Origin of the sequence: Cellulomonas sp. ES6 (assembly GCF_030053835.1) — a bacterium.
Taxonomy (GTDB): Bacteria; Actinomycetota; Actinomycetes; order Actinomycetales; family Cellulomonadaceae; genus Cellulomonas.
On record NZ_CP125655.1, the window covers coordinates 1,609,088 to 1,621,748 of the forward strand.

At 75.0% G+C, this 12,661-nt stretch carries 11 protein-coding genes; 2 read left to right on the forward strand and 9 right to left on the reverse strand.

The features are described 5' to 3' along the window. Positions 1-72: 72 nt before the first annotated feature. The 5 genes from P9841_RS07555 to P9841_RS07575 all read right to left on the reverse strand — a co-directional run bounded on the left by P9841_RS07555 (position 73) and on the right by P9841_RS07575 (position 5,656). Positions 73-906 carry an ATP-binding cassette domain-containing protein gene (locus tag P9841_RS07555; RefSeq protein WP_283321450.1) on the reverse strand — a complete coding sequence of 278 codons (834 nt, stop codon included), beginning with the start codon at positions 904-906 and terminating at the stop codon, positions 73-75. Further along, entirely contained in the window at positions 903-2,735 is a 1,833-nt protein-coding gene (locus P9841_RS07560) for a dipeptide/oligopeptide/nickel ABC transporter permease/ATP-binding protein (RefSeq protein WP_502848682.1), read from the reverse strand. Before P9841_RS07560 ends, P9841_RS07555 begins: the two co-directional genes overlap by 4 nt. Continuing rightward, entirely contained in the window at positions 2,705-3,646 is a 942-nt protein-coding gene (locus P9841_RS07565) for an ABC transporter permease (RefSeq protein ID WP_283321451.1), read from the reverse strand. Before P9841_RS07565 ends, P9841_RS07560 begins: the two co-directional genes overlap by 31 nt. Before the next feature lie 63 nt (positions 3,647-3,709). After that, positions 3,710-5,251, reverse strand: coding sequence for an ABC transporter substrate-binding protein (locus tag P9841_RS07570; protein WP_283321452.1), 1,542 nt, complete (start codon positions 5,249-5,251; stop codon positions 3,710-3,712). Positions 5,252-5,389: 138 nt separating this feature from the next. Next, entirely contained in the window at positions 5,390-5,656 is a 267-nt protein-coding gene (locus tag P9841_RS07575; RefSeq protein ID WP_283321453.1) for an adenine nucleotide alpha-hydrolase family protein, read from the reverse strand. Positions 5,657-5,849: 193 nt separating this feature from the next. On the opposite strand from P9841_RS07575, the gene P9841_RS07580 reads away from it, so the two are divergent. Continuing rightward, the gene (locus tag P9841_RS07580) at positions 5,850-6,884 is read left to right on the forward strand and encodes a LacI family DNA-binding transcriptional regulator (protein WP_283321454.1); all 1,035 of its coding nucleotides are present in this window, start codon (positions 5,850-5,852) and stop codon (positions 6,882-6,884) included. A gap of 60 nt (positions 6,885-6,944) precedes the next feature. Here P9841_RS07580 and P9841_RS07585 read toward each other — a convergent pair whose 3' ends face one another. From P9841_RS07585 to P9841_RS07600, 4 genes are all read right to left on the reverse strand, one after another. Continuing rightward, entirely contained in the window at positions 6,945-8,327 is a 1,383-nt protein-coding gene (locus P9841_RS07585) for a mannitol dehydrogenase family protein (RefSeq protein ID WP_283321455.1), read from the reverse strand. Next, a complete protein-coding gene (gene uxaC, locus P9841_RS07590; protein WP_283321456.1) occupies positions 8,324-9,745 on the reverse strand; it encodes a glucuronate isomerase in 1,422 nt (473 codons plus the stop codon). Before uxaC ends, P9841_RS07585 begins: the two co-directional genes overlap by 4 nt. A gap of 67 nt (positions 9,746-9,812) precedes the next feature. Continuing rightward, on the reverse strand, positions 9,813-10,445 hold the full coding sequence (locus P9841_RS07595) for a beta/alpha barrel domain-containing protein (protein WP_283321457.1): 633 nt from the start codon (positions 10,443-10,445) through the stop codon (positions 9,813-9,815). Continuing rightward, complete coding sequence (locus P9841_RS07600; protein WP_283321458.1) at positions 10,442-11,422, reverse strand: sugar-binding transcriptional regulator; 981 nt, start codon at positions 11,420-11,422, stop codon at positions 10,442-10,444. The genes P9841_RS07595 and P9841_RS07600 overlap by 4 nt, the downstream gene beginning before the upstream one ends. Positions 11,423-11,559: 137 nt before the next feature. On the opposite strand from P9841_RS07600, the gene P9841_RS07605 reads away from it, so the two are divergent. Beyond that, the gene (locus P9841_RS07605) at positions 11,560-12,639 is read left to right on the forward strand and encodes an ABC transporter permease (RefSeq protein WP_283321459.1); all 1,080 of its coding nucleotides are present in this window, start codon (positions 11,560-11,562) and stop codon (positions 12,637-12,639) included. Positions 12,640-12,661: the final 22 nt, after the last annotated feature.

The window sequence follows — 12,661 nt, forward strand, 5'->3', positions numbered from 1 at the left end:
TCGGGGATGCGGGTGGGGCTCGGGTCGTCGGGACGGGTGGTCGCGGGGTCGCGGCGGGGTGCGCCGCCGCCGTCAGCGGGCGGCGACGGCCTGCTCGTGCCGGGCGGCGCGGCGCTCGGCCTGCCGGTCGGGGTCGGGCACGGGCGACGCCAGCAGCAGCCGCCGGGTGTACGGGTGCGCGGGCTCGGTGGTGACCGCGAGCGCCGGCCCGGTCTCGACGATCTCGCCCTGGTACATGACCGCGACGCGGTGGCTGACGTGCCGCACCACGTCGAGGTCGTGCGACACGAACAGGTACGAGACCTGCGTGTCCGCCTGGATCTCCAGCAGCAGGTCCAGCACGCGCGCCTGCGTCGACAGGTCGAGCGCGCTGACGGGCTCGTCGCACACGATCAGCCGGGGCCGCAGCGCCAGGGCCCGCGCGATGGCGATGCGCTGGCGCTGACCGCCGGAGAACTCGCGCGGCAGGCGCCCCATCGCGTCCTGCGGCAGGTGCACGCGGTCGAGCAGCTCGCGCACCCGCTGCCGGGCCTCGGAGCCGCCGACGCGCTGCACCTGCAGCGGCTCGGCGAGGATCTGGCCGATCGTCAGCGACGGGTTCAGCGAGGTGTACGGGTCCTGGAACACGACCTGGAGGTCCCGGCTGAGCGCCTTGCGGTCCTGGCGGGTGGCGTGCGTGATGTCCTGGCCCTGGAACTCGATGCGGCCCGCGGTCACGGGCGCCAGCCCGAGCACGGCCCGGCCGAGCGTGGTCTTGCCGGACCCGGACTCGCCGACCAGGCCGAGCGTCTCCCCCTCGCCGATCTCGATCGAGACGCCGTGCAGCGCCCGGAAGGGCCGGCTGCGCCAGCGGCGGCGCCCGTACTCGACGACGACGTCGGTCGCGGTGAGCAGCGGGCCGGTCACCGGATCACCGCCGCGTCTCCGGTCGCCAGCAGCGGCGTCATGGGTTCCTTCCCTTCGAGCGTGGCGGACAGCAGCATCCGCGTGTAGGGGTGCGCGGGGGCCCGCAGGATGTCGCGCACGGGGCCCTCCTCGACGATCCGCCCGGACTGCATGACCGCGACCCGGTCGCACAGGTCGGCCACGACGCCGAAGTTGTGGGTGACGAGCACGATGCCCACGCCCAGGCGCTGCTGGAGGTCCCGCAGCAGGTCCAGCACCTCGGCCTGCACGGTCACGTCCAGGGCGGTCGTGGGCTCGTCCGCGATGATGAGGTCCGGCTCGCAGGAGATGGCCCCCGCGATCAGCACCCGCTGCGCCATGCCGCCCGAGATCTCGTGCGGGTAGGCCGCGAACGTGCGCTCCGGGTCCGCGATGCCGACGCTCGCGAGCAGGTCCAGGGCGCGCGCCCGGGCCTCCTGCCGCGAGAGGCCGAGCACCTTCACCAGCGGCCGCGTGAGCTGGGCGCCGACCGTGAACGCCGGGTCCAGGTTGCTCATGGGCTCCTGCGGGATGTACGAGATCCGCCGGCCCCGCAGCGGGCGCACCCGCCCCTGGTCGACCTGCCGCGCGCCGGCCGGCACGAGCGCCGTCCCGTCGAACAGGATCGAGCCGCCGGTGATGACGGCGTTGCCGGGCAGCAGGCCGAGGACGGCGAACGCGGTCTGCGTCTTGCCCGAGCCGGACTCCCCGACGATCCCGAGCACCTCGTTGCGGTCCACGTGCAGGGTGACGCCGTCGACGACGAGCTTCACCGAGCCGTCCGCCTGCGGGTACCCGAGCCGCAGGTCCCGCACGGACAGCAGGTGGGCGTCGTCACCGGCGACCGGCTCCGCGGCACCCGCCGCCGCGGCGGCCGCGGCCTCGAGGGTCCGCCGGTCGCGGCGCCGCACGGTGACCTTCTCGAGGTCCTCGAGGGAGTCGCGCACCGCGTTGCCGAGCAGCACGAACGTCGCGATGGTCACGGCGATGGCGAGCGACGGCCACAGCAGGTTGAGCGGCTGGCGGTAGATGGACCGGAAGCCGTCGTTGACCATGACGCCCCAGGTCGGCGTGTTCGGGTCGCCGAGACCCAGGAACTCCAGGGACGACTGGATCGCGATGGCCACGCCCGCGACGCCCGCCGTCTGGATGATGATCGGCGCCCGCACCACCGACAGGATGTGGCGGCCGACGATCCGGGCGTCCGACAGCCCCGCGACCCGGGCGGCGTCGACGTACAGCTCGCCGCGCACCGCCTGCACCGTCGTGCGGGTCAGCCGGAAGTACCCGGGGCTGAGCAGCACGCCGAACACGATCATCGTGATCCACGTCGACGGCCCGACGGCGCTGCGCACCGCGAGCAGGACGATCATCGCCGGCAGGGCGAGCAGGATGTTCGCGACCCAGCTCGACGCCGAGTCGAAGAGCTTCCCGTAGTACCCGGCCAGCAGGCCGGCGGGCACGCCGATGACCACCGCGACACCTGCCGCGAGCGCGGCGGACAGCAGCGTCAGGCGGGTGCCGTGCACGAGGCGCGCGAAGATGTCGCGGCCCGCGCTGTCCGTGCCGAGCAGGTGCTCCCCGCCGGGGGGCAGCAGCACGCTGCCGAGGTCCGAGCGGCCGGGGTCCTGGCCCGCGATGAGCGGGGCGAACAGCGCCACGAGCACGAGCAGCGCGAGCACCACCAGGCTGGCGAGCCCCATCGGGTTCTTCAGCAGCCGGCCGGTGGCCGACGAGCGGGTGGGGGCCGCGAGGGCCTGGGGCTGGGCGGTCACCTCGGTCACGACACACGCACCTTGGGGTTGAGCCATCCGTTGAGGATGTCCACGAGCAGGTTCACCACGATGACGATGAGCACCGTGTAGACGACGACCCCCATCACCACGGGCAGGTCGGCGCGCGCCGTCGCGTTGACGGCGAGCGAGCCCATGCCGGGGATGGCGAACAGGGACTCGATGATGACGACGCCGCCGAGCAGGGAGATGAACTGCAGCGACAGCACCGTCAGGCCCGCGGGCGCGGCCGAGCGGAGCACGTGCCGGAACAGCACCTCCCGCTCGCTGATCCCCCGCGAGCGCAGCGTGCGCACGTAGTCGAGCTCGAGCTGCTTGATGAACGCGCTGCGGATCTGCTGGGCGGTGCCGCCGACGCCGTTCACGACGAGCGCGAGCACCGGCAGCGTCAGCGACGTGATCCACACGCCGAGCCGTGCGCCGGGCGAGATCGCGGAGATCGCCGGGAACCAGCCCGCGTTGATGGCGAGGGTCAGCACCAGGACGATGCCGATGATGAAGCCGGGGACCGCGTTGCCGACGACGGCCGCGACCTGCACGACCCGGTCCACCCAGCCGCGGCGGACCGCGGCGACCATCCCGAGCACGGTCGCGACGAGCGCGATCAGCAGGATCGACGTGATGACCATCGCGAACGTCACGGGCAGCCGGCCGAGGATCGAGCCGACGACCGGCTCGTTGGTGAACCAGGACCGGCCGAAGTCGCCCTGCGCGGCGTGGGCGAACCAGTCGCCCAGGCGGGTCAGCAGCGGCTGGTCGAGGCCGAGCGCGACCTCCTTGGCGGCGACGGCCTCGTCGGTGGCCTGGTCGCCCAGGATGTTGCGGGCGATGCTGCCGGAGGACGAGTAGAGCAGGACGAAGGTCAGCACGGTGACGCACAGCAGCACGGCGATGCCGGCGCCGAGGCGTCGCAGGACCAGGGAGATCATGGCGGGCTCCGGGTGCGGGTGCGGGGCCGGGGTGCGCCGCGGGACGGCGCACCCCGGCGTGGCTCAGGAGGCGGGCGTGTAGTTGTAGATCGACGGCACGGCCATCTGGATCTGCGCCTCGACCTGCACCTTGTCGGCGTCGTAGAAGTACAGCTGGCTCGGGCGGTACCACGGCACGAACCACGCGTTCTCGGTGATGTACCGGTTGAGGTCCTGCGCGGCGGAGTCCGCGTCGTCACCGCCCGCGTTGATCGCCTCGGCCGCCGCGTCGATCTCCGGCGTCGTGGTGGCGAACGGGTTGTACGCCGCGCCGGTCGCGAGCAGCTGCGTGTACGCCACCGACGTCGGGCCCTGGAACAGGTTGAACACCGCCATCGGGTACTTGCCGGCCCGCAGCACGTCCAGGTACTCCTGCTGGGTCACCGCGGTGGTCTCCACCGTGATGCCCACGTCGCCGAGCTGCTGCACGACGAACGCCGTGAGGGTCTCGAAGTTCGGGGCGAGCAGCGGCATCGTGATGGTCAGGCCGTCCGCGTAGCCGGCCTCGGCGAGCAGCTCGCGAGCCTTGTCCGGGTCGTACGCGTAGTAGTCGTCGAGCTCGGGCAGGTACGCGGAGCTGTCCGGGCCGAACACCTGGCTCGTCACCTCGCCGAACCCGCCGGCGACCTGGTCGAGCAGCGCCTGCCGGTCGAACGCGTAGTTGATCGCCTGGCGGACGCGCACGTCCGCCAGCGCGGGGTTCAGCACGCCCTCACGGTCGAAGAGCATCATCCCGGACCAGTCGGTGGGGTACTCGAGCAGCGTGTAGCCCGACTGCTCCCCCTGGTCGTAGGTGGTGGCGTCCAGCAGCACCGCGTCCACCTCGCCGGCCGAGACGGCGTTCGCCCGGGCCGCCGAGTCGACGAGCACGCGCAGGGTGATCTGGTCCCACTTCTGCAGGTCGGCGCCCCAGTAGCCGTCGCGGGCGGTCATGACGTACTGCGAGCCGGGGATCGACTGCCCACCGTCCATGACGTAGGGGCCCGTTCCGACCGGCAGCGTGTCCATGTCGTCGGTCCCGAGCGCCTCGGGGCTGCCCATGAGGCCGAGCGCCTGGCTGAGGAAGTACTCGAAGGAGGCGTCCGGGCGGGACAGCGTGAACTCGACGGTGTCCTCGTCGACCGCCACGACCTCCTCGAGGGAGGCCGCCTGGTTGGCCTGCGGGCCGTTGTCCTCCTGGAAGTGCGTGATGTTCGCGACCACCGCGTCGGCGTCGAACGCCGCGCCGTCGGAGAACGTCACGTCCGTGCGCAGGTCCATGGTGAGCACCGTGCGCGCGTCGTCGGTCCACTCCCACTGCGTGGCGAGCATCGGGGAGAGCGTGCCGTCGGGCTCGCGCAGGATCAGCGAGTCGTAGACCGCCTGGTAGGGCTGCAGCGCGTGGCCGACGTGGGCCTGCGCCGGGTCCCAGGAGGTCGGCTCCCCGAGGATCCCCAGGGTGAGCGTCGCCCCGCCGGCGGAGTCCCCGCCGGTGGAGCCGTTGTCGTCCGATCCGGCGCTGCAGGCGGCCAGCGCCAGCGCCGCGGTGGCGGCGAGCGCGGCTGCCGCCGTGGTACGAGACTTCATCGTCTGGTTCCTCTGTCTCGGCTGCGGCGGCGGTCGTTGCCGCGCAGCGACGGGTTCACGTGCCCGGCACCGCTGCCCGTCGGCGTCCTGGCAGGCCCACCTTCACAGCGCCGACGGGGGCGGTGCAATCGGTTGCCATCAGTTGCCCCTCGCGCCCCGGGCGGGACGCAGCGTCGCCCCCAGGTCGACGAGCACGGTCGCGAAGCCGGCCGACCGCACGGCGTCGTAGACCTCGCGGCGCAGGGGCTCGGCGGCCAGCGCGACCACGTCGTCCCCGGGGACGAGCAGCCGCGCCGCCCGGCCGTCCGCGCGCACGCGCATGCCCGGCAGACCGAGGCGCCTCAGCTCGGACTCGGCCGCCTCCACCTGCGAGGACGCGTCCCCGGGGTCGACGACGACCGGCACCGCCCCGACGCCGGAACCTGCCCCACCCCCACCGCTCGCACCCGCCACGCAGCCCCGCCGTCCCGTCCCCTCGTCGACCGGCCGGAACCGGACGGTCGCCCGACCGTCCAGTGCGCACGGCGCGCGGTGCAAGCGGTTGCCACCGTTTGCCGTGGGACGTCCCGCGCGGCGCGCGGGCTCGTATGCTCGCGCTGTGAGCGACGACGCCGGGGTCCGCCGCAGGCCGGCCGCACCCACGATCTACGACGTCGCCCGCGCGTGCGGGGTCGCGCCGTCCACGGTGTCCCGGGCGTTCTCCCGGCCCGGCCGCGTCAACGCCGACACCGCCCGCCGCATCCGCGAGGCCGCCGAGCGCCTGGGCTACCGCACCAACCCGCTCGCCCGCGCCCTGCCCACGGGGCGGACGTCGCTGCTGGCGGTCGTGGTGTCGGACGTGACCAACCCGTTCTTCTTCGACATCCTGCGCGGCGCCGAGGCGGTCGCCGTCAAGGCCGGGTACACCCTGCTCGTCGCGGACGTGCACGAGTCCGGCGAGGCCGAGCGCAACGCCGTCGACCGCACGGTGCCGCTCGTCGAGGGCGTCGCGCTCGCGACGGCGCGGATGTCGCACTCGGCCATCCGCGTGGGCGCCCGGGAACGCCCGACGGTCGTGCTGAACCGCGTGCTGCCGGACATCCCCAGCATCGTCACCGACAACGCCGACGGCGCCCGCCAGCTCGTCCGGCACCTCGTCTCCCTGGGGCACACGTCCCTCACGTACGTCGGCGGCCCCGAGGCGTCGTGGGCCAACGGGATGCGCTGGCGCGCGGTGCTCGAGACCGCCACGGACGCCGGGGTCCGCGTGCGGCAGGCCGGCGCGTTCCCCCCGACGCAGGCCGGCGGGCTCGCCGCCGCGCAGGTGGTCGCCGCGGAGGACGCGACAGCGGCGATCGCCTACAACGACCTCATGGCGATCGGGCTGATGCGCGGGCTGACGCGGCTCGGGCTCGACGTGCCCGGCGACCGGTCCGTGACCGGGTTCGACAACATCTTCGGGTCGGACTTCTGCACCCCGCCCCTGACGACCGTGGCCGCGCCGCTGCGGCAGCTCGGGGCGCTCGCCGTCCAGACGCTGCTGGACGCGCTCGGTGCGGACGCCCGGACGCGGCCGGGTGGCGGTGCGCCGACGACGCCGGTCGTGCTGCCGGTGCAGCTCATCGTGCGGGACTCGACCGCCGCCCCGCGCTGACCGCCGGGCCACTCCGGCCGACACCGGGCCGACCCCGGCCGACGTCGCGCCGCGGGCGCGTCAGCGCGTGCCGGACGTCCGGCCGGCCGGCACCGCCAGGGCCCGGGCGCGCTCCGCGACGGCCTCCACCGCACCGCGGTCGTCGGCGAGCGCCCCGTCGACCTCGGCCAGCAGCGCCCGCGCCGCGTCGTGCCAGCCGCCGGTGCGGGCCGCCGCCACGACGCGGTCCGCGGCCACGTCGGCCACCGGCGCGTCGGTGGTGCGCAGGTACCGGAGCCACGCGGCGACCGCCTGCAGCGCGCCCGCCCCCTCCCGGCCGGCCGCGCGCTCCACCACCAGCGTCGCCCCGAACCGGGCCGGGATCTTCTGCGACCCGTCCGCGGCGATCTGGTCGAGGCGGTGCACGATCGCCGGGTTGCCGAACCGCTCCAGCAGCCGGTCGGTGTAGGCCGCGACCTCGGCGGGCGGGAAGTCCAGGTGCCGTGCGGCGTCGGACCACCACCGCCGGACGTCGTCCACCAGCGCGTCGTCCGCGACGGCCTCGGCGACCGTCGTGTGCCCCCGGACCAGGCCGGCGTACGCGAGCAGGCTGTGCGCGCCGTTCAGCAGGCGCAGCTTGCGGGTCTCGAAGCGCTCGACGTCCGGCGTCACGAGCGCTCCCGCGGCCTCCCAGGCGGGTCGCTCCCGCGTCAGGGCCGCGTCCAGCACCCACTCCGCGTACGGCTCGGTGACGACGACCGCGGGGTCGTCCACCCCGGTCAGCGCGCGCAGGCGCTCGACGTCCGCGGGCGTCGGGCGGGGCGTGATCCGGTCGACCATCGTGCCGACGAACGTCACGTGCTCGCGGGCCCACGCGTGCAGCCCCGGGTCGACCTGCTCGGCGATCCCGAGCACGGCGGCCGCGACGGCAGCGCCGTTGCCGGGCAGGTTGTCGCAGGACACCACGTCGAGCCGCCCGGCGTCCGCGGCGCGACGGGCGGCCAGGCCCGCGACGACCCGGCCGGCCGCCGTCGCCGGGGCCCCCGCACCCGACCGGAGGGCGGCGACGTCCGCCTCGACCGCCGGGTCCCCGGGCACCGGGCGGCCGTCGGCGCCGAGCCGGTACCCGGCCTCGGTGACCGTGCAGGTGAGCAGCGTGACCGCCGGGTCCGCGAGGTAGGCGGCCCACGCCTGCGCGTCGCCGGCCACGTGGGCGCGCACCACGGACTCCACGAGCTCCACGTCGTCCCGCTGCCCGCGCGCCACCAGGGTGTAGACGCCGTCCTGGGCGGCCAGCACCGGCGCGGCACCCTCCCCCATCCCGCTGAACGCGGCGATCCCCCACCCTGCGCCGTCGGGCGCGCGGTGGGTGTACCAGGCCTGGTGGGCGCGGAAGAAGTTGCCGAGGCCGAGGTGGACGTGACGCACCGGCGGCGCCGGACGGCGCCGGACGGGACGGCTCACAGGCCGAACACCTCACGGGGCCGGCCGACCACGAGGTCCACCGCGGTGTCGACGGCCTCGTCCAGCTCCAGGCGGTGCTCCGCGACGAGCCGCGCGAGGTGGCCCGCGTCGATCCGGCGGCTCATGTCGTGCCGCGCCGGGATGGAGCAGAACGCCCGCGTGTCGTCGACGAAGCCCGCCGTCTTCCGGAAGCCGGCGGTCTCCGTGACCGCGTCGCGCCACCGGCGGATCGCGTCGGGCGCGTCGTAGAACCACCAGGGCGCCCCAGCGTACACCGACGGGTAGAAGCCGGCGAGCGGCGCGACGTCGCGCGCGTACGTCGCCTCGTCGAGCGAGAACAGCACGACCGTGAACCCGGGATCGGTCCCGAACCGCTCGAGCAGCGGCGCCAGCGCGTCGGTGAACTCGGCCGCCGCCGGCACGTCGTGCCCCGTGTCCGGGCCGAAGCGCCGCGTCGTCGGCGGGTGGTGCCCGCGGCGCACGCCCGTGTGCAGCGTCATGGTCAGCCCGTCGTCGGCCGACATGCGCGCCATCTCCAGCAGCATGTGCCCGCGCAGCGCGGCGGCCGCGGCGGGCGTCGCGGTGCCGGCGACCGCGTCGCGGTAGACCCGCGCGGCCTCCTCGTCCCCGAGCGGGTACGCGCGCACGTCCGCGTGGCTGTGGTCGGCCGACAGCGCGCCGTGCGCGCGGAAGACCTCGCGGCGGCGCTCCATCGCGGCCACCCAGCCGGGCCAGGTCCGCGTGTCGACGTCCGCCACCGCGCCGAGCCCCGCCACCGCGTCCGCCCAGCCGGGCGCGGCGGGCTCGAGGTAGCGGTCGGGGCGGAACGTCGGGACGACGCGCCCGTCCCACGCGGGGTCCGCCGCGAGCGCCGCGTGCGCCGCCAGGTCGTCGGCGGGGTCGTCGGTCGTCGCGAGCAGCTCGATGCCGAACCGCCGGAACAGGGCGCGCGGCCGGAACTCCGGGCGGGCCAGGGCCGCCTGGACGCCGTCGAACAGGTCGTCGGCGGACGCGCCGGACGGGCGCCGGTCGAGGCCGAACACCTCCGTGAGGACGTAGGTGGTCCAGTACGCGACCGGGGTGCCGCGGAACACGTCCCAGTGCTCGCAGAGCAGGCGCCACGCCGCGCGCGCCTCCGCCTCGTCCAGGTCGTCGCGGCCGACGCCGAGCCGGTCCAGCGGCACGCCGGCGGCGTGCAGCAGCCGCGTGACGTAGTGGTCCTTGGACACCAGCAGCGAGGTCGCGTCGCGGAACGGCCGGTCCTCCAGGAGCAGCGCGGCGTCGACGTGCCCGTGCGGGGACAGCACCGGCAGGTCGCGCACCGCCGCGTGGATCTCCCGGGCGATCGCGCGGACCTCCGGCGCCGACGGGAGGAGGCGGTCCTCGTGCAGGTGGACCCGGGTGGCGACGCTGCTCATGCCTGGCATGCTCCCCGCCCCGGCGGGGGCGGGACAACCGGTTGCCACGACTTGCGGCGGGACCGGCTCAGCGCGGTCGCGGCCCGCTCTGCGCCTCCTCCAGCCACGCCGCCGGGTCCGGGGACCCGCACAGCGCGGAGCCGCTGACCACCCAGGTCGCGCCGTGGGCGGCGCAGTCGCGGGCGCGGTCGAGCGTGACGCCGCCGTCGACCCCGAGCGCCGCACGCCCGGCCAGCGCGTCCAGCCGCGGCAGCGTCGCCGGCTCGAACGCCGCGCCGGCCCGGCCGGGCACGATCGACATCACGAGCACCGCGACGTCGTCGGGGAGCCCGTCGACCACCGCGGGCCGGGTGCCGGGCGCCACCGCCACGCCCGGCCGGCGGCCGCGCCGGCGCACCCGCTCCACGGCCTCCTGCCAGCCCCGCGCCTCGGCGTGCACGACGACCGTGTCGCAGACCTCCGCCCAGTCGTCGACGTGCGCGAGCGGGTCCGTGACCATGAGGTGGGCCTCGCCGGGCAGCCCGGTACGGCGCATCAGGCGCGCCGCGGTCGCGACGTCGAACCCGCCGGGCGCGGCGAGCACGCCGTCGGAGGCGTCCCAGTGCCACCGTCGCAGGCCGGCGGCCGCGAGCCGGCCGGCCTCGGTGTCGAGCCGGTCGCGCGGGGTGGACCAGAGCGACGCGGCGACCAGCAGGGTCACCGCGTCAGGCCCCGCGCCACCGGCGGCAGCGCGAGCAGCGCCTCGGCGAGCGCGCGATCCGTGACGAGCTCCGTGCACAGCCCCGCGCGCACGATCGCCGCCACGGCCCGCGCCTTGCGCGCCCCGCCCGCGGCCGCGACGATCCGCGGCACGGCGCGCATCTGCTCGTAGGCGATGGTGACGCAGCGGTCCTGGAACCCGGGGGCCACGAGGTGGCCGTCGTCGGAGACCAGCAGCGAGGCGACCTCGGCGCGCACGCCGGCCTCGAGCAGCGCCTGCCGCTCGTCCTCCCCGATGGTGCGCAGGAGCTGGGAGTCGGGCGGGTCCCAGGACCCGACGGACACGACGGCGGTGGTCACGGAGCCGAACATCTGCAGCGCCGCGGCGACGTCCGGCTGCCGCCGCAGCGCGGCCGCGGTGCGGGCGTCGTCCACGACCAGGGGCGCGAAGATCGGCCGCGCCACGCCGCCGGAGCGCAGGGCGACGCGGCGGACGATCTCGACCGGTGACTCGGCGAGGTCCGTGCCGATGGCGCCGGTGAGCTGCACGACGTCCACACGCGGCAGCGGCGGCAGGGCCGCGCTCATGGCGGTCAGCGTGCGGCCCCACGCCAGGCCGAGGACCTCGCCGGGACGGAGCGTCGCGCTGAGCACCTGCGCGGCGGCCTCGCCCACCTGGCGCCGCACGGCGTCGGCGTCGCCGCCGGACTCCACGACCGTGACCTCCGCCAGACCCAGGTGCTCGCGCAGCCGCGCCGCGAGCGCGGGGTCGCGCAGACCGTCGGCGTGGACCGTGATGGTCACGACGCCCTCGGCCCTGGCCTGCTCGAGCAGGCGCGCGACCTTGAAGCGCGACAGGCCCATCTCCTGGGCGATCTGCACCTTGGACACGTCGTCCACGTAGTAGCGGCGCGCGGCCAGGACCATCAGGCCGCGCTCGTCCGGCGAGCTCCCCCGCGCGTCTGCCTCCTCGCTCATGTGAGCACTGTAGCGCGCTCGAACGTTTCCAAACCGTGATCTGGAACCGGGTTGCCAGACTCGCAGACCGCACCGTACGGTCGTCGCAGATGAGCACGGCTCGGTGCTCAGATGAGCAAACTGCAAGGAGGCAGTCCATGGTCAGGCGACGCCGGATCCCGGAGGAGCTCGGCATCGGTGTGGTGATCGTGCTCGTCGCCGCGATCTTCAGCCTGATGTCGCCGACGTTCCGCACGTTCGACAACGCGAACCTGCTGCTGCTCAACGGCACGGTGATCGCGTTCCTCGCGATGGGGCAGGCGTTCGTGCTGCTCACCGGCGGCATCGACCTGTCGACGGGCTCGAACATCGCGCTCACCGGCATGGTCGCGGCGCTCCTCATGCGCTCGGGGCTGCCGTGGTGGCTCGCCGCGCTCGCGGCACTGGCCGTCGGCGCGCTGGTCGGCACCATCAACGGCGCGCTGATCCACTACCTGCGCCTGCCACCGTTCATCGTCACGTTCGCCGCCTTCGGCGTCGCCGCGAGCATCCCCCTGATCCTCACCGGCGCCAGCTCCGTCAACGTCGCCGACCCGATGTTCGCGGTGATCGGCCGCGGGTCGCTGTTCGGCGTGCCGATGCCCGTCGTGCTCGTCGCGGTGTTCGCCGTCGTGCTGACCGTGCTGCTCAAGCTCACCCCCACCGGCGTGCGGATCTACGCGGTCGGCGGCAACCGCGAGACCTCCCGGCTGTCGGGCATCCCCATCGGCCGCGTCACGATGCTGGTCTACGCGCTGTCCGGCCTGTGCGCCGGCATGGGCGGCCTCATCGTCACCTCCCGCCTCATGGTCGGCTACCCGTCCGCGGGCTCCGGCAACGAGCTGTTCTACTCGATCGCGGCCGCCGTCGTCGGCGGGGTCAGCCTGTTCGGCGGCATCGGCACCCTGCCCGGGGCCCTGCTCGGCGCGGTGCTGATCGCGACCGTCTCCAACGGCATGAACGTCGTCGGCGTCCAGTCGTACTGGCAGCCGCTCGTCATCGGCCTGATCATCCTCGGCGGCGTCATCGTCGACACCTACCGCCGCCAGTCCTCGCTCACCGCGCTGATCCGGGCCCACCTCCCCGGACGCAGCGGCACCGACGGCACCGACGGGCCCGGGAGCACCGCCCCGGCAGCCCCGGCAGCCGTCCCCTCCGGCGCCGCACCGGCCGCACCGCCGGGCACCGCGGCCCCCTGACCACCCCGACCGCAGCCAACCC

Excerpts from the sequence above, each read along its gene's own strand:
- P9841_RS07560 (WP_502848682.1), bottom strand. The coding sequence starts at position 2,735 with ATGGCTCAACCCCAAGGTGCGTGTGTCGTGACCGAGGTGACCGCCCAG.
- P9841_RS07565 (WP_283321451.1), bottom strand. The coding sequence starts at position 3,646 with ATGATCTCCCTGGTCCTGCGACGCCTCGGCGCCGGCATCGCCGTGCTG.
- P9841_RS07570 (WP_283321452.1), bottom strand. The coding sequence starts at position 5,251 with ATGAAGTCTCGTACCACGGCGGCAGCCGCGCTCGCCGCCACCGCGGCG.
- uxaC (WP_283321456.1), bottom strand. The coding sequence starts at position 9,745 with ATGAGCAGCGTCGCCACCCGGGTCCACCTGCACGAGGACCGCCTCCTC.
- P9841_RS07600 (WP_283321458.1), bottom strand. The coding sequence starts at position 11,422 with ATGAGCGAGGAGGCAGACGCGCGGGGGAGCTCGCCGGACGAGCGCGGC.
- P9841_RS07605 (WP_283321459.1), top strand. The coding sequence starts at position 11,560 with ATGGTCAGGCGACGCCGGATCCCGGAGGAGCTCGGCATCGGTGTGGTG.